Below are 26,422 nucleotides of genomic sequence, written 5' to 3'. Positions count from 1 at the left end.
AAAGAGCCGTGGAAGGTTGTTATATTGGCACACGAAAACGCAGGCCCCGGGGCCGGGTCCATGTGACCGTGCGGTACCGGGTTCTTCCAGTGTCTCGACCGTGTGAAGGAGCCCGTTTTGAAGGTCTTGAAGCTCTCCGCCCAGGGACTGCCGCAGTCCTGGATCAGCCTCGAGGAAGCCGTGTTGCACTACGCGGCCGACGAGGTGCGCTGGGAAATGGGCGCCGAGATCGCGGTCTTCCACGGTGGGCACAACGCCATCACGGGCCGGCAGTCGATCGTGCGGATCAACTCCATCATCGGCACCCACGGCGTGCCACGCATCAACCCCTTCGACCTGCGGCCCACGCTCACCAACCAGAAGCTGTTCGCGCGCGACCGCAACGTCTGCGCCTACTGCGGCGACCACTTCCACGAAGACGAGCTCACGCGCGAGCACATCGTGCCGCTGGCGCAGAACGGGCGCGACCTGTGGATGAACGTGGTCACGGCCTGCAAGTCGTGCAACCACCGCAAGGGCAACAAGACGCCCGAGCAGGCCCACATGCCGCTGCTGTACGCACCGTATGTGCCCAGCCTGTGGGAGGACTTCATCCTGCGCAACCGCCGCATCCTGGCGGACCAGATGGAGTTCCTGATGGCCCACCTGCCCAAGAGCTCGCGGCTGCACGCCTAGCGCCTTGCGGCGCCGGGCGGCTCAGTTCGTCAGTTCCAGCACCACCACGCGGTTCTCGGCCGCTGGCCAGCTGCGACCGACCAGCCGCTCGCCATTGAATTCGGCCGTCACGGCGCGCACGCCGGTCTCGCGCAACACGAGCTTGGCGCTCGACACCCCCGCGCCGCCCGGTCCCACGCCCGGCAGCGGCCGGCCGTCCAGCGCCATGCGGTCGCGCGCGAGGTCGAAGTAGCCGCGCGGCCGGGTGAGCGTGAGCACCGAGGCCGCGGTCTTGTCGGCGTCGGCCAGGCGCTCGGCGCGCAGGTGGATCAGCGCACTGCTGCGCGGGAACGGGCTGCGGTAGATGTGCGTGGTGGCGTAGCCCGCGGCACTGAGCACGAACTCCAGCGGCGTGCCCGCGGGCGCGGTGAACGGGCCCCAGCGGCCGTCGGCGCCCACGGTCTTGCGGTGCAGCGCGGCGCCGCGGCGCTCGCCCGTGGCGGGGTCGACCGCGTACACCTCGATCTGCGCGCCGGGCAGCGGCAGGTTGTTGGCGTAGTTGCCCGAGGCCGGATCGGTGGGCGTGAGGCCCAGGCCGGTGAGGTGTCCGTCGAGCACCACCGGCCCCGCCGCCACCGCCTCGGTGGTCTGCGGCGCGCGGCCGGTGATGAAGCGGTAGGTGGCCTCGAAGGCGGCGGGCGAGAACGAGGTCTCGCGGTGGTCCACGCGCGGCAGCACCACGTTGGTCGCGCCCTTGAGCGCGGGGCCGTCGAAGCCCACGTTCGTGGCCGTGCCACGGGCGCCGATCCACAGGCCGTCGGGCTGGGCGAACTTGTCGTTGTTGTCCGAGCGGAGGGTCAGCCACTGCACCGGCCCGCTCACCTCGTCGCCCGCGGCATTCTTGGGCGCGTTGAGCGCGCGCAGGAAGGGGCCGGTGCCCGAGAACTCGTTGCCTTCGCGAAAGCCCGGGATGGCCCACACGCCGTGGTTGGGCGTGCCGCCCAGGACGGCGTGGCTCACCGTGGCCGCCCCGCCGCCGTTCTGAACGTAGTTGCGCACCGCATAGCCGCCGCGCGAATTGGCCACCAGCACCACCTGCTTCGCGCCGGTGCGCTGCAGCACGCGCTCGACCTCGGCCTTCAGGAAGGCCATGTGCTCGGCGGTGGAGCTGCGCCCGGGCTGGGGCTTGGCGTCGTCGTCGCGCGCCAGCGGGTAGGGCAGGTCGATGGCGTGCAGCCGCTCGCGCGGCCAGCCGTTGGACTCGAAGCGCCACACGGTGGTCTGCCAGATCGAGGCCGAATCGCCGTTGCCGTGCACGAAGACCACGGGTGGCCGATCGGTGCCCGCGGGCGGGTGCGCGCAGGCGCCGAGCAGGGCGGCGCTGGCGAGCAGCGAGAGGGCGAGGCGGCGCTGCATCAGGCGAACACGCCCGCGGTGTCCTGCATGCGGGCCGAGACCTCGCCCAGGTGGTGCAGGGTGTCGCCGAACGTCATTTCCATTTGGGTGAGCCGCTTGAAGCAGTGGCTCACGATGTACTCGTCGGTCACGCCGATGCCGCCGTGCAGTTGCACCGCCTGCTGACCCACGAAGCGCATGGACTGGCCGAGCTGCACCTTGGCGCGCGCCATCGCGGCACGGCGCTCGTCGGCCGGCGCGTTGAGCTTGAGGCTCGCGTAGTAGCTCATGGAGCGCGCGAGTTCGAGCTGCATCTTCATGTCGGCCGCGCGGTGGCGCAGGGCCTGGAAGCTCGCGATCGGCACGCCGAACTGCTTGCGCGTGTTCAGGTAGTCGGCGGTGATCGCCAGGGTCGCGTCCATCAGGCCCACGGCCTCGGCGCAGGTGGCGGCGATGCCGATGTCCACCGCGTGTTCGAGCGCGGCCTGGCCGTTGGCGCTCACGAGCACCGCGGGGGCCTTGTCCAGCACCAGGTCGCCCGCGCGCGCGCCGTCCTGCGTGGGATGGCCCGTGGTGCGCACGCCGCTGGCGCCGGCTTCCACCAGGAACAGGGCGGTCTTGCCGTTGGCCACGGCCGGCACCAGGAAGGCCTGGGCCTGGTCGGCCGCGGGCACCAGGTGCTTGTGGCCCGTCACGCTCCAGGCGCTGCCCGTGCTGCTCGCGGTGGCGGCCACGCGGTCGAGCCGGTAGCGCGCGCCGCGCTCCTGGTGGGCCAGCACCACCAGGGCCTCGCCGCCCGCGATCCTGTGAAGCCAGGCGGCTTTCACATCGTCGGCGCCGTAGGCCCCGATCACGCCGCTGGTGATCAGCGTCTGCGCCAGCGGCTCGAGCACCATGCCGCGGCCCAGTTCTTCCATCACCACCATGGCCTCCACCGGGCCCATGCCCAGGCCGCCGTGGGCCTCGTCCACGTAGAGGCCGGCCAGGCCCAGCTCGGCGAGTTCGCCGTAGGCGCCGCGGTCGAAGCCGCCCGCGGCCACGATGGCACGGCGGCGCTCGAAACCGTAGCCCTTTTCCACCCACTTCTGCACGGCGTCGCGCAGGGCGATCTGGTCGTCGGAAAAATCGAAGTCCATGTTGTTCGTCTCCTGGTCAGCCGAGCACGGTCTGGGCCACGATGTTGCGTTGCACCTCGTTGGAGCCGCCGTAGATCGTGGTCTTGCGCATGTTGAAGTAGGTCGAGGCGAGCGGCGCATTGGCCAGCACGCCGCCCGGGAAGTCGCCCTGCCAGCCGGCTTCCATGGCCTCGTGGATGAAGGGCAGGCTGTAGGGGCCGGCGGCCAGCATCATGAGTTCGCTGTAGCGCTGCTGGATCTCGCTGCCGCGGATCTTGAGCAGGCCCGCGATGTCGAGCGAGTTCTTGCCCGATTTCTCGGCCGAGAGCACGCGCAGCACCAGCATTTCGAGCGCCACGATGTCGACCTCGAGCAGCGCGATCTGGTCCCGGAAGCGGACGTCGTCCCACACGCCCTCGGTCTTGGCGATGCGCTTGAGGCGCTCGAGCTCGCGCTTGGCGCGGTTGACGTCGGCGATGTTGGTGCGCTCGTGGCTGAGCAGGTGCTTGGCGTAGGTCCAGCCCTTGTTCTCTTCGCCGATCAGGTTCTCGGCCGGCACCTCGACGTTGTCGAAGAAGACCTCGTTGACCTCGCACTCGCCGTCGAGCAGCTTGATCGGGCGCACCGTGACGCCCTTGGACTTCATGTCGAGCAGCAGGAAGGAGATACCGGTCTGCGGCTTGCCTTCGGTGCTGGTGCGCACGAGGTTGAACATCCAGTCGCCGTACTGGCCCAGCGTGGTCCAGGTCTTCTGGCCGTTGACGATGTACTTGTCGCCCTTGCGCTCGGCGCGGGTCTTGAGCGAGGCGAGGTCGGAGCCCGAGCCGGGCTCGCTGTAACCCTGGCTCCACCAGACCTCGCCGCTGGCGATGCCGGGCAGGAAGCGCTCCTGCTGCGCCTTGTTGCCGAAGGCCATGATCACGGGCGCCACCATCACCGGGCCGAAGGGCACGATGCGCGGCGCGCCGGCCAGCGCGCATTCCTCTTCGAACAGGTGCTTCTGCACCGCGTTCCAGCCCGGCCCGCCGAATTCCTTGGGCCAGCCATAACCGAGCCAGCCCTTCTTGCCGAGGATCTTGGCCCAGCGCTGCATGTCGTCGCGCGACAGGCGCAGCGCGTTGTGCACCTTGTGACTGATGTCGGCGGGCAGGTTGTCGCGCACCCAGGTGCGGATCTGTTCGCGAAACGCCTGTTCTTCCGGCGTGAAAGCCAGGTCCATGTCGTGTCTCCTTCAAGGCCCGCGCTGCGGCGGGACGGCGGGTTGGGCAATCCGGATCAGTTTCGCACGACCGTTCGTTTTTGGGCTGTCCAGGCGGCGACAAGCCGAGTGTTCCGGTCGGCCGCCTCATTACACTCCCGGCCCATGCCTGCGCCGCTTGCCCGTCCGATCGTCATCCTCATTTCGGGCAGTGGCTCGAACATGGCCGCCCTGGTGGAGGCCGCGCGCCACGGGCGCTGGGCCGCGCGCTTCGGCGCCGGTGTGGTGGCGGTGGTGAGCAACCGGCCCGGCGCGGCCGGCCTGGCCTGGGCGCGCGAGCAGGGCCTGGCCACCGCGGTGGTCGACCACCAGCAGCACGCCGACCGCGAGGCCTTCGACGCCGCGCTGATGGCCGCGATCGACGCCCACCGGCCCGCGCTGGTGCTGCTCGCGGGCTTCATGCGCATCCTCACGCCGGGCTTCGTGCGGCACTACGAGGGGCGGCTGCTCAACATCCACCCCAGCCTGCTGCCGGCCTTCCCGGGCCTGAAGACGCACCAGCGCGCGATCGAGACGGGTTGCCGCTTCGCGGGCGCCACGGTGCACCGCGTGACCGCCGAGCTCGACCACGGCGAGTACCTGGAACAGGCCGTGGTGCCGGTGCTGCCCGGCGACACGCCCGAGGCCCTGGCCGCGCGCGTGCTCACGCAGGAGCACCTGATCTACCCGCGCGCGGTGGAGCGGCTGCTCGCGGCGGGCTGAGGTTCAGCGCTCGCTGGCCGCGAGCCGCGCGGCCATCAGGGCGAAGGCCGCCGCAAAGCCGCGGCGCAGGCGGTTCTGCACCGCGTGCGAGGCGATGACGCGTTGGCGAAAGCCGTGCGCCAGCGCGCCGTAGCCCACGAACACCACGAGCGTCATGGCCATGAACACCGCGCTCAGGGCACCGAACTGCGCCATGGGCGCGCGGGCGGCCGGGTCGATGAACTGCGGCAAAAAGGCCAGGAAGAACAGCGTGAGCTTGGGGTTGAGCAGGTTGAGCAGCACACCCTTGCCCACGAGTTCGCGCACGGGGCGCGCCCGGCCCGCGGCGTCGGCGCCGAAGGCCGATGTGTCGCGCCAGGTGGCCCAGGCCAGGTAGAGCAGGTAGAGCACGCCGGCCGCCTTGAGCACCTGGAAGGCGAGGGCGCCCGCGTGCATCACCGCGGCCAGGCCGAGCGCGGTGGCGGCCATGTGCGGCACGATGCCCAGGGTACATCCCAGCGCGGCCCAGGCACTGGCGGCGCGGCCTTGCGACAGGCCGGTGGACACGGTGTAGAGCACGCCCGCGCCGGGCGTGACCACCACCACCGCGCAGGTGAGCAGGAATTCGAGGCTGATCAAGGGCGGTTCTCCGGCATGGGGCAAGGCCCGCATGCTGACGCGGGCCGCAGCGCCGGTCTTGAACCTTATTGCAGCGGCCGGCCGCTGGCGCGCTGCCACGCGCCCGGCGTGAAGCCCAGGCTGCGCACGAAGTGGCGGTGCAGGTGGCTCTGGTCCGCATAGCCGCAGGCCTGCGCGGCCTCGCTCAGCGGCAGGCCGCTGGCGATCAGGCCGCGTGCGCGGCGCAACCGGTGCTGCTGCAACCAGGCGAAAGGCGGCAGGCCGTGGGCGCGCGCGAACTGGCGCACCAGCTGAAAGCGCGACAGGCCCGCGAGCGCCGCGAGCTCGCCGAGCGTGGGCGGGTCGTCGAGGCGGTCGAGCAGGCACTCGCACACCCGCGCGAGCGGTGCACCGGTGTCGTCGGCCAGCCGCCGGTGACCGTGGCGCTGCAGCAGCAGTCCGGCGGCCTGCGCCAGGGCTTCTTCCCAGGCGCTGGCCGCCGCGACGCCGCCGTTGGCAGGCAGCGCGGCCCAGACGTGGAACAGGTGCTCGATGGCGTGGCGCAGCGGCGGGTCATCGAGCACCGGCCGGGTGAATTCGAGGTTCTCGCACCCGACCAGCGCGGCCATCTGCGCGGGCGCCAGGTGCACCATGCGCCAGTGCCGCGCCTGGCCGTCGAGCGGTTGGCCGTCGTGCACCTCGCCCGGGTTGACGGTGACGATCTGGCCCGCCGAGGCCAGCACCGGGCCGCGGCCGCTGGCCGAGCGGTGCGCGCCCTGTTCCATCACGCCGAAGCCGTGGCTGTCGTGCCAGTGGCGGCCGAAGCCGCGGTCGGACCGCATGAGCACGGCGTGGACCCCGGGCAGCGGGGCGCGCCAGAGGGCGGCGTGGTGCACCGTGCTCTTCACGTCACATCGACTTGGCGAACACCAGGCCCGCGTGCTCGCGCATGGCGTGGAACTTGATCTTGGGCCAGTTGGCTTCGACCGCACGCAGCGTGGCCATGTGATCGAGCAGCACGGTGGGCGCGTCCACCGCGTCCAGCGCCACGCGGTGGGCGTTGGCGTCGATGAAGCGCTTGAGCTCCTGCTCGCCGCCGTCTTCGGGCGCGCAGGTGACCCAGCGCGCCACGTTGTACGAGCTGCCCGTGATGCGCGCCTTCACGCCGTACTCGTGCTCGAGCCGGTGCGCCACCACCTCGAACTGCAGCTGGCCCACGGCCCCGAGCAGCAGCACGCTGCCGGCCACCGGGCGGAACACCTGGATCGCGCCCTCTTCGCCGAGCTGCGTGAGGCCGGCGCGCAACTGCTTGCTGCGCAGCGGGTCGGCCACCTCCACGCTGCGGATGATCTCGGGCGCGAAGAAGGGCAGGCCGGTGTACTGCAGCGCCTCGCCCTCGGTGAGCGTGTCGCCGAGCTGCAGCACGCCGTGGTTGGGAATGCCGATGATGTCGCCCGCAAAGGCTTCGTCGAGCAGCTCGCGGCGCTGCGAGAGGAAGCTCACCACGGTGTTGGGCCGCAGCTCCTTGCCGCTGCGCACGACCTTGAGCCGCATGCCGCGCTCGAAGTGGCCGCTGGCCACGCGCACGAAGGCGATGCGGTCGCGGTGCGCCGGGTCCATGTTGGCCTGGATCTTGAACACGACGCCGCTGAACTTGCGTTCGTCGGGCTCCACCGTGCGCTGCATGGCGGCGCGCGGGCCGGGCGGCGGGGCCAGGTCCACCAGCGCGTCGAGCACCTCGCGCACGCCGAAGTTGTTGACCGCCGAGCCGAACAGCATGGGCGTCTGGTGGCCGGCCAGGAAGGCCTGTTCCTCGAACGCGGGCGAAGCGCCGGCCACGAGTTCGAGTTCGTCCTTGGCCTGCGCGAACTCGCTGCCGAAGCGCTGCGCCGTCTCGGGGTTGTCCAGGCCTTCGAGCACCTCTTCATCGCCGCCGCGGGTGTCTTCGCCGGCCGTGAAGACGCGCATGCGGTCGGCGCGGCGGTCGTACACACCGCGGAAGGTCTTGCCCATGCCCACCGGCCAGGTGAAGGGCACCACCGTCATGCCGAGCTCGCGCTCGATCTCGTCCATCAGGTCCAGCGGGGCCTGCACCTCGCGGTCCATCTTGTTGATGAAGGTGATGATGGGTGTGTTGCGCGCGCGGCAGACCTGCAGCAGCCGCCGCGTCTGCGGCTCCACGCCGTTGGCGGCGTCGATCACCATCAGCGCGGCGTCGACCGCGGTGAGCACGCGGTAGGTGTCTTCGGAGAAGTCCTGGTGACCGGGCGTGTCGAGCAGGTTGATCACGCAGTCGCGGTATTCCATCTGCATCACGCTGGAGGCGACGGAAATGCCGCGCTGCTTTTCGATCTCCATCCAGTCGCTGGTGGCGTGGCGCGCCGCCTTGCGCGCCTTCACGCTGCCCGCGATGTTGATGGCGCCCGAGAACAGCAGCAGCTTCTCGGTGAGGGTGGTCTTGCCCGCGTCGGGGTGGGAAATGATGGCGAAGGTGCGGCGGCGCCGGACCTGTTCCTGGATCTCAGACATAGGCCGGGATTATCGAGGCTGGGACAATAGCCCCCATGCACCCCAAAGCCCTGCTCGATGAATCCGCGGCCCTGGTCGAGGCCGTGTTCCGTTTCGACCACCCGGCCGATGCCGTGGTGGCACGCCACTTTCGCGAGAACCGCTCGCTCGGCCCGCGCGAACGCGCCACCCTGTCCGACACCGTGTACGCCGCGTTGCGCGAGCGGCTGAAGTTTGAATGGCTCGCGCGCTCGGGCAGCGGCTCCAAGTGGCGCCGGCTGGCGATCCTGGGCTTTCCGGGCGACCGCGACTTTCTCAAGAGCGCGCTGAGCGAGCCCGAGAAAGTCTGGCTCGACGCCTGCGCCAAGGTGCGCGAAGACGAATGGCTCGCGCCGCACCGCCACAACCTGCCCGAATGGCTGGCCGAGGCGCTGCGCGCCCAGGTGGGTGAGGGCTTCGACGCGCTGGCGGCGGCGCTGCTCGAGCCCGCGCCGCTCGATCTGCGCGTGAACCTGCTCAAGACCAAGCGCGAGGCCGCACTCGCCGCGCTGCGTGAAGCGGGCCTCAAGGCCGAGGCCACGCCGCATTCGCCGCTGGGCATCCGGCTGCAGGGCAAGCCGACGCTGGCCAAGGTGCCCGCGTTCGCGAACGGCGAGGTCGAGGTGCAGGACGAGGGCTCGCAACTGCTGGCCCTGCTGCTCGACGCCAGGCGCGGCGAGATGGTGGTCGACTTCTGTGCCGGCGCGGGCGGCAAGACGCTCGCCATCGGTGCGGCCATGCGCAACAGCGGCCGCCTCTATGCCTTCGACACGTCGGCGCACCGCCTCGACGGCCTCAAGCCGCGGCTGGCGCGCAGCGGCCTGTCCAACGTGCACCCGGTGGCCATCGCGCACGAGCGCGACGAGCGCATCAAGCGGCTGGCCGGCAAGATCGACCGCGTGCTGGTGGACGCGCCGTGTTCGGGCCTGGGCACGCTGCGCCGCAGCCCCGACCTCAAATGGCGCCAGACGCCGCAGACCGTCGCGGCGCAGGCCGCGTTGCAGCAGGCCATCCTGACCAGCGCCGCGCGCCTGCTCAAACCCGGCGGGCGGCTGGTGTACGCGACCTGCAGCCTGCTGGTCGACGAGAACGAGGCGGTGGCCGAGGCCTTCGGTCAGGCCCACCCGGATTTCGAGCCCGAAGCGGTCGCGGGCCTGCTCCAGGCGGCCAAGGTGTCCGGGGCCGAATCCCTGTGCGCCGGCGAGGGTGGGCGCTTTCTGCGCCTGTGGCCCCACCGGCACGGCACCGACGGCTTTTTCGCTGCCGTCTGGCGGAAAAAAGCTTGATCGGGATCAATTGGCCCTGAACTTCCGCCCAGTTCCGGGGCCTATACGGGCCAAAGGGCTTGGTCGGGGCCACCCCCCCCACCTAAAATCCCGGCTGTCGCGCCTGCCTGCCCCGGGCGCGCGGACGTTCCTGCGTTGTGTGTTCGGGCAGTCCTGATTGGACCTTGATGAATCCTTCCGTTACCGGCTCTCTGTCTGCCTTTTTCGATGGCGCCGTGGCTTTGCTCGCCGATGGCCTGTTGGGCCTGGCCTGGTGGCAAGTGCTGATCGTGGCCCTGGTGCTCACGCACATCACCATCGCCAGCGTGACGATCTACCTGCACCGCCATTCGGCGCACCGCGCGCTCGACCTGCACCCGATCGCATCGCACTTCTTCCGCTTCTGGCTCTGGATGACCACCGGCATGGTCACCAAGGAGTGGACCGCCATCCACCGCAAGCACCACGCCAAGTGCGAGCACGAGGGTGACCCGCACAGCCCGCACATCTTCGGCATCAAGAAGGTGTTCTACGAAGGCGCCGAGCTGTACCGCGCCGAAGCCAAGAACACCGAAACGCTGGAACGCTACGGCCACAACACGCCCAACGACTGGATCGAGCGCAACGTCTACAGCCGCTACTCGGCGCTGGGCGTGAGCCTCATGCTGATCCTCGACGTGCTGCTGTTCGGTGCGCTGGGCCTGGCGGTCTGGGCGCTGCAAATGGCCTGGATCCCGATCACGGCCGCCGGCATCATCAACGGCATCGGCCACTGGTGGGGCTACCGCAACTTCGAGGCCACGGACGCGAGCACCAACATCTCGCCCTGGGGCATCATCATTGGCGGCGAAGAGCTGCACAACAACCACCACACCTACCCGACCTCGGCCAAGCTCTCGGTCAAGCCCTACGAGTTCGACATCGGCTGGATGTACATCAGCATCCTGCAGGCGGTGGGCCTGGCCAAGGCGAAGAAGCTGCCGCCCAAGATGGCGTTCGGCGCCGTGAAACCGGTGGCCGACGAGAAGACGCTCGAGGCCATCATCGCCAACCGTTACGAGGTCATGGCCGGTTATGCGCGCGAGATGCGCGAGGCCTGCAAGACCGAGATCGCCGCGCTCAAGGCCCGCCAGGCCGACGCCTCGGTGCTCAAGGCCGCCAAGCGCTGGCTGCACCGCGACGACGACAAGGTGCCGCAGTCGGTCAAGCCGCAGCTGGCCCAGGCACGCGCCGAGCACCCGGTGCTCGACAAGATGGTGACCATGCGCGAGGAGTTGCGCGCCCTGTGGTCGAGCACCAACGCCACGCGCGAACAGCTCGCGGCCGACCTGCAGGCCTGGTGCCACCGCGCCGAAGAGAGCGGCATCGCGGCCCTGCGCGACTTCTCGATCCGCCTGCGCTCGGCGCACGCTTGACGCCAAAGCGGCCCGTGGGCCGCTTTGCTCAAGGCAACAAAAAACCCGCTGTGTTCACAGCGGGTTTTTTTGTTGGGCTCGGCCGAATTACTTCAGCTTCACTTCCTTGTACTCGACGTGCTTGCGCGCGACCGGGTCGAACTTCTTGAAGAGCAGCTTGTCGGGCGTGGTCTTCTTGTTCTTGTTCGTGGTGTAGAAGTGGCCGGTGCCCGCGGTGGACTCCAGCTTGATCTTTTCGCGACCGCCTTTGGTTGCCATGGTGGTTCTCCTTAAGCCTGGCCGTTGGCACGCAGATCGGCCAGCACGACGTCGATGCCTTTCTTGTCGATCAGGCGCAGGGCAGCGCCCGACACGCGCAGACGAACCCAGCGGTTCTCGCTCTCGACCCAGAAACGGCGGTATTGCAGGTTCGGCAGGAACCGGCGCTTGGTTTTGTTGTTGGCGTGGGAAACGTTGTTCCCGACCTGGGGCTTCTTGCCCGTGACGTCGCAGACGCGTGCCATGAGGACACTCCGATCCATTCACACGGCTGTTCGCAGCGGGCCGCAGGAGCATCCTGCGACTGGCGTCCAGCCTCACCTCGCCAGATAAAGGGTGGCGGTAACCCGGGGGATCGCGGTTTGACCGGCCGAGGCCGGACATTCAGCAAAGCCCGCAATTATACCCATGCCGGCTCCCGGCTGTCACGCCCGGGGGCCGGACGGGGCGCGGGCGGCGGGATCAGCCCGCCTGCTGCTCCAGGAACCGCTGGGCGTCGAGCGCGGCCATGCAGCCGGTGCCGGCGCTGGTGATGGCCTGGCGGTAGATGTGGTCCTGCACGTCGCCGGCCGCGAAGATGCCGGGCACGCTGGTCATGGTGGCCATGCCGTTGAGGCCGGACTTCGTGACGATGTAGCCGTCCTTCATCTCGAGCTGGCCCTGGAAGATCTCGGTGTTGGGACGGTGGCCGATCGCGATGAAGCAGCCCTGCAGCTTCAGGTCTTCGGTGGCGCCGGTCTGGGTGTCCTTGAGGCGGATGCCGGTCACGCCGGTGTCGTCGCCCAGCACCTCGTCGAGGGTCTTGAACAGCTTGAGTTCGATCTTGCCTTCCTTGACCTTCTCCATCACCTTGTCCACGAGGATCGGCTCGGCGCGGAACTTGTCGCGGCGGTGCACCAGGTAGACCTTGCTCGCGATGTTCGAGAGGTACAGCGCCTCTTCGACGGCGGTGTTGCCGCCGCCGATCACGCAGGTGGTCTGGCCGCGGTAGAAGAAGCCGTCGCAGGTGGCGCAGGCGCTCACGCCCTTGCCCATGAAGGCTTCTTCGGACGGCAGGCCCAGGTACTGGGCCGAGGCGCCGGTGGCCAGGATCAGCGCGTCGCAGGTGTAGGTGCCGCTGTCGCCCGTGAGCGTGAAGGGGCGCTTGGAGAAGTCGACCTTGTTGATGTGGTCGAAGACGATCTCGGTCTTGAAGCGCTCGGCGTGCTGCTGGAAGCGCTGCATCAACTCGGGGCCCTGCACGCCGTGCACATCGGCGGGCCAGTTGTCGACCTCGGTCGTGGTCATGAGCTGACCACCCTGGGCGATGCCCGTGATGAGCACGGGGTTCAGGTTGGCGCGCGCGGCGTAGACCGCCGCGGTGTAGCCGGCCGGACCCGAGCCGAGAATCAAGACTTTCGCGTGTTTCATGGTGCGTGGCCCCATCGAGAAACGAGGCAATTGGTTTAGAGTCGCGGGGGTATATGGAGATACCCGGCGCGATAGTCAATGTGAGTCGATGTGAGAAGAGCCAGCGGTCCGAGCCGCGGCCCGTGATCCGCCGGGATTGTAGGGAAGCGGGCCCTTTTGCCCCCCGCTGTCTGGGAATACACGCATGTCCATCCTGTCCAATCTCGACCTGATCCGCCGCGTTCCGCTGTTCTCCACCCTCACGCAGGCGCAAGCCGAATCGGTGGCCGACGCGGTCGTCAAGCGCCGTTACAAGCGCGGTGAGTGCATCGTCGAGCAAGGCAAGAAATCGAACTGCCTGGCCATCGTGCTCACGGGCCGGGCGCGCGTGGTCACCACCGACAGCCGCGGCCGCGAGGTGATCCTGGCCACCATGAACCCGGGCGATTACGTGGGCGAGATGAGCCTGATCGACAACCAGCCGCACTCGGCCACGGTGCGCGCCGAGGTGCAGACCGACGTGTTGATCCTGGGTCGCAACGAGTTCGCGCGCTGCCTGCCCGAGAACTCCTCCATGGCGTATGCCGTCATGCGCGGCCTGGTGCAACGCCTGCGCCACGCCGACCGCAAGATCGAATCGCTCGCGCTGCTCGACGTGTACGGCCGCGTGGCGCGCGCGCTGCTCGAGCAGGCGCAGCCCAACCGCGACGGCGTGCTCATGATCCGCGACCGCGTGTCGCGCCAGGACGTGGCCAAGATGATCGGCGCCTCGCGCGAAATGGTCAGCCGCGTGATGAAGGACCTCGAAGACCGCGGTTTCATCGAGGTCACCGAAGACGGCGCCACGCTGATCAAGGAGCGCCTCAGCACCCTGGGCTGAGCGCCGGGACGGGTGCCGGGCTGGGGTAAGCTTGCGCTTGCTTCCCCCCGGACATGACCTACTCCCTGAACACCCTCAATGCCGACCGCCGCGAAGCGCCCGCGGTCGGCGGCATCGCGCGTTTTGCCCAGGAAATCGGCCTGGTGCTGGGTGCCGCTGCGCTGGCCTTCTGGCTGCTGGCCCTGCTCAGCCACTCGCTGGCCGATCCCGCCTGGAGCACCACCGGCTCGCGCGCCGACGTGGGCAACTGGGGCGGGCGACTGGGCGCCATCGTCGCCGACGCCAGCTATTTCCTCTTCGGTTTTTCTGTCTGGTGGGTGTTTGCCGCCGGGGTGCGGGCCTGGTTGTCGGGCCTGGCGCGCTGGCTGCGCGGCGCCGCGCCCCAGGCCGACGGGCCGCGCTGGTGGCAGCGCCTGCTGGTGCGCCGTGTGGCGTTCTGGGTCGGCCTGGCCGCGCTGCTCGCGTTCAGCGGCGCGCTCGAATGGACGCGCCTGTACCGGCTCGAGCCGCTGCTGCCCGGCCATGCGGGCGGCGTGGTGGGCCATGCGCTCGGGCCGCTGGCCCTGCGCTGGCTGGGCTTCACGGGTTCTGCCCTCGCGCTGCTGGCCTTGGTGCTGGCCTGCCTGCCGCTGGTGTTCCGTTTCTCGTGGGGCCACTGGGCCGAGGTCGTGGGCCAGCACCTCGACGGCTGGTTCGAGGCGCGGCGCGAGAAGCGCGAGGCGGTGGAAGACGAACGCATCGGCCGCCAGGCCGCGCGCGAGCGCGAGGTGGTGGTGCAGACCGAGCGCGTGGAGATCGAGGAACACCACCCGGTGCCGGTGGTGATCGAGCCCACCATGGTCGAGGTGCCCAAGAGCGAGCGCGTGGCCAAGGAGCGCCAGAAGCCGCTGTTCTCGGAAATGCCCGACAGCAAGCTGCCGCAGGTGGACCTGCTCGATGCCGCCTCGGGCCAGCAGAACACGGTGGACGCGCAGACGCTGGAGATGACCAGCCGCCTGATCGAGAAGAAGCTCAAGGACTTCGGCGTCGAGGTGCGGGTGGTGGCGGCCGCGCCGGGCCCGGTGATCACGCGCTACGAGATCGAGCCCGCCACCGGCGTGAAGGGCTCGCAGATCGTCAACCTGAGCCGCGACCTCGCGCGCTCGCTCTCGCTGGTCTCGATCCGCGTGATCGAAACCATCCCGGGCAAGAACCTGATGGCGCTGGAGTTGCCCAACGCCAAGCGCCAGACCATCCGCCTCTCCGAAATCCTGGGCTCGGCCGTTTACAACGACGCCAAGTCGCTGCTCACCATCGGCCTGGGCAAGGACATCGGCGGCCAGCCCGTGGTGGCCGACCTCGCGAAGATGCCGCACTGCCTGGTGGCCGGCACCACCGGCTCGGGCAAGTCGGTGGGCATCAACGCCATGATCCTGTCGCTGCTCTACAAGGCCGACCCCAAGGACGTGCGTCTGCTGCTCATCGACCCCAAGATGCTCGAGATGAGCGTCTACGAGGGCATTCCGCACCTGCTCGCGCCGGTCGTGACCGACATGAAGCACGCGGCCAACGGCCTGAACTGGTGCGTGGCCGAGATGGAGAAGCGCTACAAGCTCATGAGCAAGCTGGGCGTGCGCAACCTCGCTGGCTTCAACACCAAGATCGACGAGGCCAAGGCCCGCGGCGAGAGCATCGGCAACCCGTTCTCGCTCACGCCCGAGCAGCCCGAGCCGCTCGAACGGCTGCCCTACATCGTGGTGGTGATCGACGAACTCGCCGACCTCATGATGGTGGTGGGCAAGAAGATCGAGGAGCTGATCGCGCGCCTGGCGCAGAAGGCGCGCGCCGCCGGCATCCACCTGGTTCTCGCCACGCAGCGCCCCAGCGTGGACGTGATCACCGGCTTGATCAAGGCCAACATCCCCACGCGCATCGCCTTCCAGGTCAGCAGCAAGATCGACAGCCGCACCATCCTCGACCAGATGGGCGCCGAAAGCCTGCTGGGCATGGGCGACATGCTCTACCTGCCCTCGGGCATGGGCTTTCCCACGCGCGTGCACGGCGCTTTCGTGAGCGACGACGAGGTGCACCGTGTGGTGGCCTACCTGAAAGAGCAGGGCGAGGCCGACTACATCGACGGCGTGCTCGATGGCGGCGCCGCTGACGGCGAGGGCGGCGATGCCTTTGGCGACGGTGGCGGCGAGGGCGGGGGTGAAAAAGACCCGCTGTACGACCAGGCCGTGGCCATCGTGCTGCAGGACCGCAAGGCCAGCATCTCCTACGTGCAGCGCAAGCTCAAGATCGGCTACAACCGCGCGGCGCGCCTGCTCGAAGACATGGAAAACGCCGGTCTGGTGAGCGCGCTCACCAGCAGCGGGCAGCGCGACATCCTGGTGGGTGGCCGCCCCGAATGACCGCCGGCAACCCTCCGGTGCAACTCCCGCCGCCCTCGAGGCTCCGAGTGTCATGAACATCCGATCCCTGCTTGCCGCCGCCGCCCTGTGCTGGGCGGCCCTGCCGGTCCATGCCGACGGCCTCAAGGCGCTCGAGGCCTTCCTGCGCGAGGCCAGCAGCGCGCGCGCCGATTTCACCCAGGTGGTGACCTCGCCCGCGCGCGCCAACGAGGCCACGCCGCGCCAGCGCACCAGCAACGGGCGCTTCGTGTTCCAGCGTCCCGACCGCTTCCGCTTCGACTACCTCAAGCCCTTCGAGCAGACCATCGTGGCCGACGGCCGCCAGCTCTGGCTGCACGACGTGGACCTGAACCAGGTGACGGTGCGCGCGCAGAAGGACGCGCTGGGCAGCACGCCCGCGGCCATCATCGCGTCGGCGCCCGACCTCGCCGCGCTGCGCACCAGCTTCGAGCTGCGCGCCGCGCCCGATGCCGACGGCCTGCAGTGGGCCGAGGCCACGCCCAAACAGCGCGACGGCCAGCTGCGCAAGGTGCGCCTGGGCTTTGCCGGCACCCAGCTCTCGGTGCTCGACATCGAGGACGGCCTGGGCCAGCGCTCGGTGCTGCGCTTCTCGCAGTGGCAGAACAACCCCGCGCTCAAGGGCGGCGAGTTCCGCTTCGAGCCCCCCGCGGGCGCCGATGTGATCCGCCAGTGAACGGCCGCGTGGCACACCCGATCCGATCTTGAACACCGCTGCCCACGCCCCGCTGGCCGAACGGCTGCGCCCGCGCACGCTGGGCGAGGTCATCGGGCAGCAGCACCTGCTGGGCGAAGGCATGGCGCTGCGCCTGGCCTTCGAGTCGGGCCAACCGCACAGCTGCATCCTCTGGGGCCCGCCGGGTGTGGGCAAGACCACCATCGCGCGGCTCATGGCCGACGCCTTCGACGCCCAGTTCATCACCATCAGCGCGGTGTTGGGCGGCGTGAAAGACATCCGCGAGGCGGTGGAGCAGGCCGAGCTCGCGCGCGACGGCCTGCACGCGCAACGCACCATCGTGTTCGTCGACGAGGTGCATCGCTTCAACAAGAGCCAGCAGGACGCCTTTCTGCCGCACGTGGAAAGCGGCCTGTTCACCTTCATCGGCGCCACCACCGAGAACCCCTCGTTCGAGGTGAACTCGGCGCTGCTGTCGCGCGCCGCGGTCTACGTGCTGCAGCCGCTCACCGAAGACGACCTGCGCGCCATCGTGGCCAAGGCGCGCGCGATCGACGCCGTCCCCGAGATCGAAGGCCCTGCGCTCGAGCGCCTGATCGGCTACGCCGACGGCGACGCGCGCCGCCTGCTCAATACGCTCGAAACCCTGGCCGTGGCCGCTCGGCGCGAGAAGCTCGAGACCGTGACCGACGCCTGGCTGCTGCGCGTGCTCGGCGAGCGCATGCGCCGCTACGACAAGGGCGGCGAGCAGTTCTACGACACCATCAGCGCGCTGCACAAGAGCGTGCGCGGCTCTGACCCCGACGCCGCGCTGTACTGGTTCGTGCGCATGCTCGATGGCGGCGTGGACCCGCGCTACGTCTCGCGCCGCCTGATCCGCATGGCGGCCGAAGACATCGGCCTGGCCGACCCGCGGGCCCTGCGCTTCGCGCTCGACGCCGCCGAGGTCTACGAGCGCCTGGGCTCGCCCGAGGGCGAGCTGGCGCTGGCCGAATGCGTGGTCTACCTCGCGGTGGCCGCGAAATCGAACGCGGTCTACAAGGCCTTCAACCAGGCGCGCGCCTTCGTCAAGCGCGACGGCACCCGGCCCGTGCCCATGCACCTGCGCAACGCGCCCACCCAGCTCATGAAATCGCTGGACTACGGCAAGGGCTACCGCTACGCGCACGACGAGCCGGGCGGCTTCGCGGCGGGCGAGAACTATTGGCCCGAGGGCATGCAAGCGCCTGCGTTCTACGAGCCCGTCGACCGCGGGCTGGAAATCCGCATCGGCGAAAAGCTGCGCGAATTGCGCCGCCTGAACGGCCAGGATCAGAAGAACTGATGCGTCCGTAGTCGCACTGATACGGGGGGCTGCGTCCCGGGTTTACCCTTTGATTTCAGGGGCGAAGCCCCCGATGGAGCCCTGATACCCCTCGCTACAATCGCGCACCACCAACCCGCCCCAGGCCTTTATCGAGGCCGCCTCTGGCGGGTTTTTTGCTAGGTTGAAACAGGGGCGGTGTCACCACCCCGCCGGTCAAAAACACGGAGAACCTTTCATGGAAGTCTTGCTACAGCAGATCCTCAACGGACTGGTGCTGGGCAGCATGTACGCCCTGGTCGCCCTGGGCTACACGATGGTGTACGGCATCATCGGCCTCATCAACTTCGCCCACGGCGACGTGCTCATGGTGGGCGCGCTCACCAGCTGGACCATCATCACGGCCATGCGCGAAGCCTCGCCCGACATGGCGGGCTGGATGATCCTCATCGTGGCCACGCTCATCGCCATGGTGGTGTGCGCCGCGCTCAACTTCACGATCGAGAAGCTGGCCTACCGGCCCTTGCGCAACTCGCCGCGACTGGCCCCGCTGATTACGGCCATCGGGGTGTCCATCCTGCTCCAGACGCTCGCGATGATCATCTGGAAGCCCAACCCCAAGTCCTACCCGGCCACGCTCTCGCGCGAACCCATCGAGTTCTTCGGCGCCGTGCTCTCCGTCACCCAGATCACCATCCTCGCCACCACCGCCATCGTGCTGGCGCTGCTGATGTGGCTGGTCAACCGCACCAACCTGGGCCGCGCCATGCGCGCCACCGCCGAGAACCCGCGCGTCGCGGCGCTCATGGGCATCAAGCCCGACGTGGTCATCTCCGCCACCTTCATCATCGGCGCCATGCTCGCGGCCATCGCCGGCATCATGTGGGCGTCGAACTACGGCACGGTGCAGCACGCCATGGGCTTCATGCCCGGCCTCAAGGCCTTCGTGGCCGCGGTCATGGGCGGCATCGGCAACCTCGCGGGCGCCGTGATCGGCGGCATCGCGCTGGGCCTCATCGAGTCCCTGGGCGCCGGCTACCTGGGCAAGCTCACCGGCGGTTTCCTGGGCAGCCAGTACACCGACATCTTCGCCTTCATCGTGCTGGCCTTCGTGCTGATCCTGCGCCCGTCGGGCCTGCTGGGTGAACGCGTGGCCGACCGCGCCTGAGGCCACGGGGAGAAACACCATGACGAACACCAAACCCGTCAAGCTGATCGCCTTCGTGATCGTGGGCATCCTCATGCTGGTGCTGCCGCTCGTGCTGCAGGCCACCGGCAGCAACTCCTGGGTCCGCATCGTCGACGTGGCACTGCTCTACGTGCTGCTCGCGCTGGGCCTGAACATCGTGGTGGGCTACGCCGGCCTGCTCGACCTCGGCTTCATCGCCTTCTTCGCGGTGGGCGCCTACCTCTACGGCCTGCTCGCCTCGCCGCACCTCACCGACACCTTCGCCTGGCTGGCGGCCACGTTCCCCAACGGGCTGCACATGAACTTCTGGATCGTGATGGTGATCGCGGGCATCCTGGCCGGCGTCACGGGTCTGATCCTGGGCTTTCCGGTGCTCAAGCTGCGCGGCGACTACCTCGCCATCGTCACGCTGGGCTTCGGCGAGATCGTGCGCATCTTCATGCTCAACCTCGACCGCCCGATCAACCTCACCAACGGCCCCAAAGGCCTGAGCAACGTGGACGCGGTGAGCGTGTTCGGCCACAGCATGAGCCAGCGGCTGGACGTGTCCATCGGCGGCTTCAGCTACACCTTCCAGTCGGTCACGCTGTACTACTACCTCATCCTGTTCTTCGTGGTGGTGGCGATCTGCATCGCCTACCGCCTGCAGGACTCGCGCATCGGCCGCGCCTGGATGGCCATCCGCGAAGACGAGATCGCGGCCAAGGCCATGGGCCTGAACACGCGCAACCTCAAGCTCGCAGCCTTCGGCATGAGCGCCACCTTCGGCGGCGTCGCGGGCGTGCTGTTTGCCTCCTTCATGCGCGGTGTCTACCCCGAGTCCTTCATCCTGATGGAGTCGGTGATGATCGTGGCCATGGTGGTGCTCGGTGGCCTGGGCCACATCCCGGGCGTCATCCTCGGCGCGCTGGTGCTCGCGGGCCTGCCCGAGCTGCTGCGCCATGTGGCGCACCCGCTCACGGCCATGACCGACGGCCGCCTGGGCCCCGAGATCCTGCGCCAGCTGCTGATCGCGCTGGCCATGATCGTCATCATGCTGCTGCGACCCAAAGGTCTGTGGCCCGCCCCGGAACACGGCAAGTCCCTGGCGACCAAGTGAGGAGCGCGGCATGAGCGAAACCATTCTGAAAGTCGCCAACGTCTCCAAGCGTTTCGGCGGTCTGCAAGCCCTCAGCGACGTGGGCATCCACATCCAGCGCGGCCAGGTCTATGGCCTGATCGGCCCCAACGGCGCGGGCAAGACCACGTTCTTCAACGTGCTCACCGGCCTGTACACGCCCGACAGCGGCAGCTTCGAACTCGCGGGCAAGCCCTACACGCCCACCGCGGTGCACGAGGTGGCCAAGGCGGGCATCGCGCGCACCTTCCAGAACATCCGCCTGTTCGCCGAGATGACGGCGCTCGAGAACGTGATGGTCGGCCGCCACGTGCGCACGCAATCGGGCCTGCTGGGCGCGATCCTGCGCACGCCGCGCTTCAAGCGCGAAGAGCGCGAGATCACCGACCGCGCGCGCGAGCTGCTCGACTACGTGGGCATCGGCAAGTTCGCCGACTACAAGTCGCGCACCCTGAGCTACGGCGACCAGCGCCGCCTGGAAATCGCGCGCGCGCTCGCCACCGACCCGCAGCTCATCGCCCTCGACGAGCCCGCGGCCGGCATGAACGCCACCGAGAAGGTGCAGCTGCGCGAACTCATCGACCGCATCCGCAACGACAACCGCACCATCCTGCTCATCGAGCACGACGTGAAGCTGGTCATGGGCCTGTGCGACCGCGTGACCGTGCTCGACTACGGCAAGCAGCTCTCGTCGGGCACGCCGGCCGAGGTGCAGAAGGACCCGAAGGTGATCGAGGCCTACCTCGGCACCGGCGGGCATTGAGCAGGAGACCCCACATGGCAAACACGCTTCTCAAAGTCAAAGGGCTCAAGGTCTCCTACGGCGGCATCAAGGCCGTCAAGGGCGTCGACCTGGAAGTCAAGGAAGGCGAGCTGATCTCGCTGATCGGCTCCAACGGCGCCGGCAAGACCACCACCATGAAGGCCATCACCGGTTCGCTGGGCATGGAAGACGGCGACGTGGAGTACCTGGGCCAGAGCATCCGCGGCAAGGGCGCCTGGGACCTGGTGAAACAGGGCCTGGCCATGGTGCCCGAAGGCCGTGGCGTCTTCACGCGCATGACCATCACCGAGAACCTGCAGATGGGCGCCTACGTGCGCAGCGACAAGGCCGGCATCGCGCAGGACATCGAGCGCATGTTCGGCATCTTCCCGCGCCTGAAGGAACGCAAGGACCAGCTCGCCGGCACCATGAGCGGTGGCGAGCAGCAGATGCTCGCGATGGCGCGCGCGCTCATGAGCCAGCCCAAGGTGCTGCTGCTCGACGAGCCGTCCATGGGCCTGTCGCCCATCATGGTCGACAAGATCTTCGAGGTGGTGCGCGACGTGTCGGCCCAGGGTGTGACCATCCTGCTGGTGGAGCAGAACGCCAGCCGCGCGCTGCAGATCGCCGACCGCGGCTACGTGATGGACTCGGGCGAGATCATCATGAGCGGCGACGCCAAGCAGATGCTGACCGATCCCAAGGTCCGCGCGGCGTATCTGGGCGAATAACCCCGGCTTCTCGCAAACCTACAATCGCGGGTTGCGCGCCGTTCGGCGCCCAACCCGCTTTTTCATTCATGAGCCAAGCCCAGACCCCCGACACCGCCGCGCCCGTGGCGCACGACGAGAACCAGCTGATCGCCGAACGCCGCGAGAAGCTCAAGGCCTTGCGCGAGGCGCAGCAGCGCGGCGAAGGGGTGGCCTTCCCGAACGACTTCAAGCCGCAGGACCAGGCCGCCGCGCTGTTCGCACGCCACGGCGAGACCAGCAAGGAAGACCTCGAAGCCACGCCGGTGCGCGCCAGCGTGGCCGGCCGCATGATGCTCAAGCGCGTGATGGGCAAGGCCAGCTTCGCCACGCTGCAGGACGCCTCCTTCGGCCCGAGCGGCGGCCGCATCCAGATCTACCTGAACAACGACAGCGTGGGCGAGGCGCAGCACAACGCCTTCAAGCACTGGGACCTGGGCGACATCGTGGCCGCCGAGGGCGTGCTGTTCCGCACCCGCACCGGCGAGCTCACCATCCACGCCGACAGGATCCGCCTGCTCACCAAGAGCCTGCGTCCGCTGCCCGACAAGTTCCACGGCGTGGCCGATCAGGAGATCAAGTACCGCCAGCGCTACGTCGACCTGATGACCGACGAGTCGGCGCGCCGGCGCTTCGTCACGCGCAGCCAGGCCGTCACGGCGCTGCGCCAGTTCATGGTCGACAGCGGTTTCCTCGAGGTCGAGACGCCCATGCTGCACCCCATTCCCGGGGGCGCCAACGCCAAACCCTTCATCACGCACCACAACGCGCTCGACCAGGAAATGTTCCTGCGCATCGCGCCCGAGCTCTACCTCAAGCGGCTGCTGGTGGGTGGCTTCGAGCGCGTGTTCGAGATCAACCGCAACTTCCGCAACGAAGGCATCTCGGTGCGCCACAACCCCGAGTTCACCATGATGGAGTTCTACGCGGCGTACTGGAATTACGTCGACCTCATGGACTTCGTGGAGCGGCTCATCCGCCACGTGGTGCGCACGGTGCGCGGCGATGGCGAGATCACCTACCAGGGCCGCGCCGTGGACCTCGACGCGCCCTTCGAGCGCCTGACCATCCGCGACGCGATCGTCAAGTACACCGAGGCCGGTGCCCAGGTCGACGATGCCGACTGGCTGCGCGCCCAGCTGCGCAAGCTCGGCCTGAGCGAGGAGAAGGACCAGCTCGCCGGCCGCAGCCTGGCCTCGCTGCAGGTGCTGTACTTCGAGGAGAAGGTCGAGAGCGAGCTCTGGAACCCGACCTTCATCATGGACCACCCGACCGAGATCTCGCCGCTGGCGCGCGCCAACGACGCGCGGCCCGAGGTCACCGAGCGCTTCGAGCTCTACATCACGGGCCGCGAATTCGGCAACGCCTTCTCCGAGCTCAACGACGCCGAGGACCAGGCCGCGCGCTTCCACGCGCAGGTGGCGGCCAAGGACGGCGGCGATGACGAGGCCATGCACTTCGACGCCGACTACATCCGCGCGCTCGAATACGGCATGCCGCCCGCGGGCGGCTGCGGCATCGGCATCGACCGCCTCATGATGCTGGTGACCGACAGCCCCAGCATCCGCGACGTGATCCTGTTCCCCGCGCTGCGCCGCGAGGTCTGAAGCCTCAGAAGTTCAGCCGCAGGATCGCCTTGCGCGGGTCCTGGCCGAGCAGGCGCAGGCCCTCGTGCATCCAGCGCAGGTGGGCCTCGGCGTCCTGGCCGTGTTCGCCGCGCGCGTCGGGCAGCAGGGCCACCACCACCCGCAGGCGCAGCGTGGTGCCCGGGGGCAGGCGATCGGGCGAGCGCAGCCCCGCGGCCACCAGGCTGGTGGCCACGCCCGCGGCCTGCGTGTCCTTCACCGGGCCTTCCATCAGCAGCGCGAAATCCTGGTCGTCCACGCGCGCGGCCGTGTCCACGTCACGCGCCTGCGAGCGCAGCAGCGAGGCCGTGATGACCAGCGCGCGGTCCGCGGTCTCGCGGCCGTGGCGCTCCAGCAGTTCGGCGTGGTTGTCCAGGCGCACCAGCAGCAGCGCGCTCGAATGGTGGTAACGCTGTGCGCGCACCAGGCTGTCGTGCAGGCACAGCATCATGTGCGAACGCACCATCAGCCCGGTCAGAGGCTCGGTGCGCTCGAGCGCGCGGGCGCGCATCTGCGATTCGTGCTGCATGCGCGAGCGCTGCAGCAGCGCATAGACCAGCACGGGCGCTTCGAGCGTGGCCGCGATCACCATGCCGTACTGCGAGAGGAAGCCCGACGAGATCAGGTTGAAGTTGCGCATCACCGGCAGTGCGCCCGCGATCAGCACCGGCAGCATGCCCAGCACGAACCAGCGCAGCCAGCCATCGCCGCTGCGCCAGGCGCGCCAGAGCATGGCCGCGATGGTGGCCATGGCCGCCGTGCCCAGCGCCGTGACCGCCTGCAGCGAGAGCCGGCTGGGCGCGATCAGGTCCCAGGCCACCGTCGCGAGCCACAGCAGCGCCAGGCCCAGGCACAGGCGGTCCAGCAGCCGCCCCAGGCGCCGCGGCTGGGCCACCTGGCGCACGAACAGCAGACCGGCCACGCCCATGAGCGGCAGCAGCACGAACTCGGCCACCTGGTTCCAGCGCGCCTGGCCCGGCCACAGGAACTGTCCGCCCACGCCGAGCGAGGCCGCCATGCCCAGGCCGAGCAGGGTGGTGTAGACGGCGTAGAGGGCGAAGGCCATGTCGCGGTACACGGCCACGTGCACCAGCGCCACCAGGGTCAGCAGGAGCGCCATGCCGAAGTAGACGCCCAGGCCGAACTGCTGGTGGATGCGCATCTCGCGCAGCGTGTTGTGGTCGTGCAGCCGCAGCTCGCCCGAGAAGGGCACGCGCGCGTGTTCGATGCGCACCCAGTAGCGCACCGCTTCGCCCGGGCGGGCATCCAGGCCGAACACCGGGTAGCGGTCGGGATGGGCCCAGTCGCGCACCGGCAGGCGGTCGCCCGCACGCTGCACCCGCCAGCGGCCCTGGGCGTCGCGGTGGTAGAGCTCGATGAAGTCGGTGCCCGAACGCGCGAGCTCGAGCTCCCAGGCCGCGTCGGTGCTGCGCTGCATCACCTCGAAACGGATCCAGAGCGCGGCGTCGTTGGCCAGGCGCGTGCGGTCACCGGCCGCGCGCAGGGTCCAGACGCCGGTGTGGCGATGGGCCTCGATTTCCTCGATGCCCAGCGAACCATTGGGGTCGAGCAATTGCTCGCTGCGCCCGGCCAGATCGACCGTGCCGTGCCGGTCGTCGAGCACGATGGGTCTGGAGGGTTCCCCGGCGCTGGGGGCGGCGATCGCGGCTAGGGCGGTGGACGTGGGCGGTGCGATCAGGGCGAGGCACAGACCCAGGGCAGCGCCGAGGCGCTGCCACACTGTGGGGGACGAGGGCATAGGGGGCGATTGTGCAATCGCCCCGGCCGGATCAGGCGTAGGCGGCGAGCGCCTTGCGCATTTTCTTCATGGCCGCCACTTCGATCTGGCGGATGCGCTCGGCGCTCACGCCGTACTCGGCGGCCAGTTCGTGCAGCGTCATGCCTCCCGAGCCGTCGTCGTTCACCTTGAGCCAGCGTTCGCTCACGATGCGGCGCGAGCGCTCGTCGAGCTCGCCCATGGCGCGCGCGATGCCTTCGGTGGCCAGGTGGTCGCGCTCGGCCGACTCGATCATGGCCGTGGGCTCGTGCGAGGCGTCAGCGAGGTAGGCGATGGGACCGAAAGCCTCCTCGCCATCGTCGCCGGGCGCGGGGTCGAGCACCACGTCGCCGCCCGACAGGCGCGTTTCCATCTCGCGCACTTCCTCGGGCTTGACCTTGAGCTCGCGCGCGACCACGCCGATCTCGGCGTCGCTGAGCACCTCGCGGTGGGTGTCGCCGTCGAGGGCTTCGGCGCGCAGGCCTTGCTTGCGCGAGCGCAGGTTGAAGAACAGCTTGCGCTGGGCCTTGGTGGTGGCCAGCTTCACCATGCGCCAGTTCTTCAGGATGTATTCGTGGATCTCGGCCTTGATCCAGTGGATGGCGTAGCTCACCAGGCGCACGCCCTGGTCGGGGTCGAAGCGCTTGACGGCCTTCATGAGGCCCACGTTGCCTTCCTGGATCAGGTCGCCGTGGGGCAGGCCGTAGCCCAGGTACTGGCGCGAAATGGACACCACCAGGCGCAGGTGCGACATCACGAGCCGGCCGGCGGCTTCGAGGTCGTTGTGGTCGCGCAGGCGGCGGGCGGCTTCCTGCTCTTCCTCGAGGGTGAGCAGGGGCAGGCGGTTGATCGCGGAGATGTACGCGTCCAGGTTGCCCAGCGGCGGCAGCGTGAGCGAGCGGCTCCAGGGGCTGGCAACGGCCAGGGCACCAGGGGCGGCGGGATGCGCGACAGCAAGCGATGGGGACATGGATGACCTCCTCGGGAAATCGGCCGAAATATTAGCACTCGCTTGGAGAGAGTGCTAAAGCAGAAGTTCCATCCCGCCGCCACGGGTGGGCCATGGCGGGTGTCGATTCCCGGTGAGTATTGAATTTTTCTCACTGAGTTTTGAACGCATCAGGGCGGAGGAGCGATATAAGTAGTTGATTTATATATATTTTTTCCGGTTTGCCTGCATGGTTGGTTGGTATGCCGAAAAGCCTGACGAAGATCGGTCAAGCGCCCGGGTCAACAGCAGTGAGCGGCGCAGCACCGCTCGCTTTCCCCAGAGCTTCTCTCGCGGCAAGCGCTCCCAGCACGGACTGCTCATTCTTCAGCCAGAGCGCACTCTGCGC

The 26,422-nt window shown here is 68.8% G+C and carries 24 protein-coding genes; 13 read left to right on the top strand and 11 right to left on the bottom strand.

Annotated features, from left to right (window positions below; translation table 11 throughout):
- The first annotated feature begins 117 nt into the window (after positions 1–117).
- Positions 118–675: an HNH endonuclease gene (locus G9Q37_RS11760; protein WP_166227374.1), complete on the top strand. Its 558-nt coding sequence runs from the start codon at positions 118–120 to the stop codon at positions 673–675.
- 21 nt (positions 676–696) lie between these two features.
- Here G9Q37_RS11760 and G9Q37_RS11755 read toward each other — a convergent pair whose 3' ends face one another.
- From G9Q37_RS11755 to G9Q37_RS11745, 3 genes are read right to left on the bottom strand one after another with little or no spacing between them, the layout of a single operon-like run.
- Positions 697–2,070 (bottom strand): alpha/beta fold hydrolase, encoded by a 1,374-nt coding sequence (locus G9Q37_RS11755; RefSeq protein ID WP_166227373.1) that lies wholly within the window; start codon positions 2,068–2,070, stop codon positions 697–699.
- Positions 2,070–3,185 (bottom strand): acyl-CoA dehydrogenase family protein, encoded by a 1,116-nt coding sequence (locus G9Q37_RS11750; protein WP_166227372.1) that lies wholly within the window; start codon positions 3,183–3,185, stop codon positions 2,070–2,072. The genes G9Q37_RS11755 and G9Q37_RS11750 overlap by 1 nt, the downstream gene beginning before the upstream one ends.
- Positions 3,186–3,201: 16 nt before the next feature.
- Positions 3,202–4,383 (bottom strand): acyl-CoA dehydrogenase family protein, encoded by a 1,182-nt coding sequence (locus G9Q37_RS11745; RefSeq protein WP_166227371.1) that lies wholly within the window; start codon positions 4,381–4,383, stop codon positions 3,202–3,204.
- 144 nt (positions 4,384–4,527) lie between these two features.
- Here G9Q37_RS11745 and purN point away from each other — a divergent pair, with 144 nt between their 5' ends.
- Positions 4,528–5,124 carry a phosphoribosylglycinamide formyltransferase gene (gene purN / locus G9Q37_RS11740; RefSeq protein WP_166227370.1) on the top strand — a complete coding sequence of 199 codons (597 nt, stop codon included), beginning with the start codon at positions 4,528–4,530 and terminating at the stop codon, positions 5,122–5,124.
- 3 nt (positions 5,125–5,127) lie between these two features.
- Here purN and G9Q37_RS11735 read toward each other — a convergent pair whose 3' ends face one another.
- The 3 genes from G9Q37_RS11735 to G9Q37_RS11725 all read right to left on the bottom strand — a co-directional run bounded on the left by G9Q37_RS11735 (position 5,128) and on the right by G9Q37_RS11725 (position 8,250).
- Positions 5,128–5,742 carry a LysE family translocator gene (locus G9Q37_RS11735; protein ID WP_166227369.1) on the bottom strand — a complete coding sequence of 205 codons (615 nt, stop codon included), beginning with the start codon at positions 5,740–5,742 and terminating at the stop codon, positions 5,128–5,130.
- A 65-nt stretch (positions 5,743–5,807) separates the two neighbouring features.
- Positions 5,808–6,617, bottom strand: a complete 810-nt coding sequence (locus G9Q37_RS11730) for an AraC family transcriptional regulator (protein ID WP_240936376.1) — start codon at positions 6,615–6,617, stop codon at positions 5,808–5,810.
- Positions 6,618–6,630: 13 nt separating this feature from the next.
- Positions 6,631–8,250 (bottom strand): peptide chain release factor 3, encoded by a 1,620-nt coding sequence (locus G9Q37_RS11725; RefSeq protein ID WP_166227368.1) that lies wholly within the window; start codon positions 8,248–8,250, stop codon positions 6,631–6,633.
- 35 nt (positions 8,251–8,285) lie between these two features.
- On the opposite strand from G9Q37_RS11725, the gene G9Q37_RS11720 reads away from it, so the two are divergent.
- A complete protein-coding gene (locus G9Q37_RS11720) occupies positions 8,286–9,554 on the top strand; it encodes an RsmB/NOP family class I SAM-dependent RNA methyltransferase (RefSeq protein ID WP_166227367.1) in 1,269 nt (422 codons plus the stop codon).
- A gap of 167 nt (positions 9,555–9,721) precedes the next feature.
- Positions 9,722–10,948: a DesA family fatty acid desaturase gene (locus tag G9Q37_RS11715; RefSeq protein ID WP_277345020.1), complete on the top strand. Its 1,227-nt coding sequence runs from the start codon at positions 9,722–9,724 to the stop codon at positions 10,946–10,948.
- 87 nt (positions 10,949–11,035) lie between these two features.
- On the opposite strand, the gene rpmG is transcribed toward G9Q37_RS11715, so the two are convergent.
- The 3 genes from rpmG to trxB form a co-directional block, all read right to left on the bottom strand.
- The gene (rpmG, locus tag G9Q37_RS11710) at positions 11,036–11,206 is read right to left on the bottom strand and encodes a 50S ribosomal protein L33 (RefSeq protein WP_166227366.1); all 171 of its coding nucleotides are present in this window, start codon (positions 11,204–11,206) and stop codon (positions 11,036–11,038) included.
- A gap of 11 nt (positions 11,207–11,217) precedes the next feature.
- On the bottom strand, positions 11,218–11,451 hold the full coding sequence (rpmB, locus tag G9Q37_RS11705) for a 50S ribosomal protein L28 (RefSeq protein WP_166227365.1): 234 nt from the start codon (positions 11,449–11,451) through the stop codon (positions 11,218–11,220).
- Positions 11,452–11,668: 217 nt separating this feature from the next.
- Positions 11,669–12,616, bottom strand: a complete 948-nt coding sequence (gene trxB / locus G9Q37_RS11700) for a thioredoxin-disulfide reductase (protein WP_166227364.1) — start codon at positions 12,614–12,616, stop codon at positions 11,669–11,671.
- A gap of 184 nt (positions 12,617–12,800) precedes the next feature.
- Between trxB and G9Q37_RS11695 the strand changes: the two genes are divergently transcribed.
- The 9 genes from G9Q37_RS11695 (at position 12,801) to lysS (ending at position 23,290) form a co-directional block, all read left to right on the top strand.
- On the top strand, positions 12,801–13,475 hold the full coding sequence (locus G9Q37_RS11695; protein WP_166227363.1) for a Crp/Fnr family transcriptional regulator: 675 nt from the start codon (positions 12,801–12,803) through the stop codon (positions 13,473–13,475).
- 53 nt (positions 13,476–13,528) lie between these two features.
- On the top strand, positions 13,529–15,868 hold the full coding sequence (locus G9Q37_RS11690; RefSeq protein ID WP_166227362.1) for a DNA translocase FtsK: 2,340 nt from the start codon (positions 13,529–13,531) through the stop codon (positions 15,866–15,868).
- Positions 15,869–15,920: 52 nt separating this feature from the next.
- On the top strand, positions 15,921–16,562 hold the full coding sequence (lolA, locus tag G9Q37_RS11685; protein ID WP_166227361.1) for an outer membrane lipoprotein periplasmic chaperone LolA: 642 nt from the start codon (positions 15,921–15,923) through the stop codon (positions 16,560–16,562).
- 28 nt (positions 16,563–16,590) lie between these two features.
- Positions 16,591–17,886 (top strand): replication-associated recombination protein A, encoded by a 1,296-nt coding sequence (locus tag G9Q37_RS11680; RefSeq protein ID WP_166227360.1) that lies wholly within the window; start codon positions 16,591–16,593, stop codon positions 17,884–17,886.
- Between the two features lie 217 nt (positions 17,887–18,103).
- On the top strand, positions 18,104–19,033 hold the full coding sequence (locus tag G9Q37_RS11675; RefSeq protein ID WP_166227359.1) for a branched-chain amino acid ABC transporter permease: 930 nt from the start codon (positions 18,104–18,106) through the stop codon (positions 19,031–19,033).
- Between the two features lie 19 nt (positions 19,034–19,052).
- Positions 19,053–20,153 carry a branched-chain amino acid ABC transporter permease gene (locus G9Q37_RS11670; RefSeq protein WP_166227358.1) on the top strand — a complete coding sequence of 367 codons (1,101 nt, stop codon included), beginning with the start codon at positions 19,053–19,055 and terminating at the stop codon, positions 20,151–20,153.
- A gap of 10 nt (positions 20,154–20,163) precedes the next feature.
- Positions 20,164–20,934 carry an ABC transporter ATP-binding protein gene (locus G9Q37_RS11665; protein ID WP_166227357.1) on the top strand — a complete coding sequence of 257 codons (771 nt, stop codon included), beginning with the start codon at positions 20,164–20,166 and terminating at the stop codon, positions 20,932–20,934.
- Between the two features lie 14 nt (positions 20,935–20,948).
- The gene (locus G9Q37_RS11660; RefSeq protein WP_166227356.1) at positions 20,949–21,665 is read left to right on the top strand and encodes an ABC transporter ATP-binding protein; all 717 of its coding nucleotides are present in this window, start codon (positions 20,949–20,951) and stop codon (positions 21,663–21,665) included.
- Positions 21,666–21,733: 68 nt separating this feature from the next.
- Positions 21,734–23,290, top strand: coding sequence for a lysine--tRNA ligase (gene lysS / locus G9Q37_RS11655; protein ID WP_166227355.1), 1,557 nt, complete (start codon positions 21,734–21,736; stop codon positions 23,288–23,290).
- 4 nt (positions 23,291–23,294) lie between these two features.
- Here the strand turns inward: lysS and G9Q37_RS11650 are convergent, their stop codons facing one another.
- Both G9Q37_RS11650 and rpoH read right to left on the bottom strand, forming a co-directional pair.
- Positions 23,295–25,067, bottom strand: a complete 1,773-nt coding sequence (locus G9Q37_RS11650) for a sensor domain-containing diguanylate cyclase (RefSeq protein WP_166227354.1) — start codon at positions 25,065–25,067, stop codon at positions 23,295–23,297.
- Between the two features lie 31 nt (positions 25,068–25,098).
- On the bottom strand, positions 25,099–26,055 hold the full coding sequence (rpoH, locus tag G9Q37_RS11645) for an RNA polymerase sigma factor RpoH (RefSeq protein WP_166227353.1): 957 nt from the start codon (positions 26,053–26,055) through the stop codon (positions 25,099–25,101).
- Positions 26,056–26,422: the final 367 nt, after the last annotated feature.

It is taken from the genome of Hydrogenophaga crocea, from assembly GCF_011388215.1.
GTDB lineage: Bacteria > Pseudomonadota > Gammaproteobacteria > Burkholderiales > Burkholderiaceae_C > Hydrogenophaga > Hydrogenophaga crocea.
This window is presented reverse-complemented; position numbering and strand designations above follow the sequence as displayed.

Excerpts from the sequence above, each read along its gene's own strand:
- G9Q37_RS11695 (WP_166227363.1), top strand. The coding sequence starts at position 12,801 with ATGTCCATCCTGTCCAATCTCGACCTGATCCGCCGCGTTCCGCTGTTC.
- lysS (WP_166227355.1), top strand. The coding sequence starts at position 21,734 with ATGAGCCAAGCCCAGACCCCCGACACCGCCGCGCCCGTGGCGCACGAC.
- rpmG (WP_166227366.1), bottom strand. The coding sequence starts at position 11,206 with ATGGCAACCAAAGGCGGTCGCGAAAAGATCAAGCTGGAGTCCACCGCG.
- G9Q37_RS11720 (WP_166227367.1), top strand. The coding sequence starts at position 8,286 with ATGCACCCCAAAGCCCTGCTCGATGAATCCGCGGCCCTGGTCGAGGCC.
- G9Q37_RS11755 (WP_166227373.1), bottom strand. The coding sequence starts at position 2,070 with ATGCAGCGCCGCCTCGCCCTCTCGCTGCTCGCCAGCGCCGCCCTGCTC.
- G9Q37_RS11670 (WP_166227358.1), top strand. The coding sequence starts at position 19,053 with ATGACGAACACCAAACCCGTCAAGCTGATCGCCTTCGTGATCGTGGGC.
- lolA (WP_166227361.1), top strand. The coding sequence starts at position 15,921 with ATGAACATCCGATCCCTGCTTGCCGCCGCCGCCCTGTGCTGGGCGGCC.
- G9Q37_RS11665 (WP_166227357.1), top strand. The coding sequence starts at position 20,164 with ATGAGCGAAACCATTCTGAAAGTCGCCAACGTCTCCAAGCGTTTCGGC.
- G9Q37_RS11650 (WP_166227354.1), bottom strand. The coding sequence starts at position 25,067 with ATGCCCTCGTCCCCCACAGTGTGGCAGCGCCTCGGCGCTGCCCTGGGT.
- G9Q37_RS11675 (WP_166227359.1), top strand. The coding sequence starts at position 18,104 with ATGGAAGTCTTGCTACAGCAGATCCTCAACGGACTGGTGCTGGGCAGC.
- trxB (WP_166227364.1), bottom strand. The coding sequence starts at position 12,616 with ATGAAACACGCGAAAGTCTTGATTCTCGGCTCGGGTCCGGCCGGCTAC.
- purN (WP_166227370.1), top strand. The coding sequence starts at position 4,528 with ATGCCTGCGCCGCTTGCCCGTCCGATCGTCATCCTCATTTCGGGCAGT.
- G9Q37_RS11715 (WP_277345020.1), top strand. The coding sequence starts at position 9,722 with ATGAATCCTTCCGTTACCGGCTCTCTGTCTGCCTTTTTCGATGGCGCC.
- rpmB (WP_166227365.1), bottom strand. The coding sequence starts at position 11,451 with ATGGCACGCGTCTGCGACGTCACGGGCAAGAAGCCCCAGGTCGGGAAC.
- G9Q37_RS11725 (WP_166227368.1), bottom strand. The coding sequence starts at position 8,250 with ATGTCTGAGATCCAGGAACAGGTCCGGCGCCGCCGCACCTTCGCCATC.
- G9Q37_RS11690 (WP_166227362.1), top strand. The coding sequence starts at position 13,529 with ATGACCTACTCCCTGAACACCCTCAATGCCGACCGCCGCGAAGCGCCC.
- G9Q37_RS11745 (WP_166227371.1), bottom strand. The coding sequence starts at position 4,383 with ATGGACCTGGCTTTCACGCCGGAAGAACAGGCGTTTCGCGAACAGATC.
- rpoH (WP_166227353.1), bottom strand. The coding sequence starts at position 26,055 with ATGTCCCCATCGCTTGCTGTCGCGCATCCCGCCGCCCCTGGTGCCCTG.
- G9Q37_RS11660 (WP_166227356.1), top strand. The coding sequence starts at position 20,949 with ATGGCAAACACGCTTCTCAAAGTCAAAGGGCTCAAGGTCTCCTACGGC.
- G9Q37_RS11750 (WP_166227372.1), bottom strand. The coding sequence starts at position 3,185 with ATGGACTTCGATTTTTCCGACGACCAGATCGCCCTGCGCGACGCCGTG.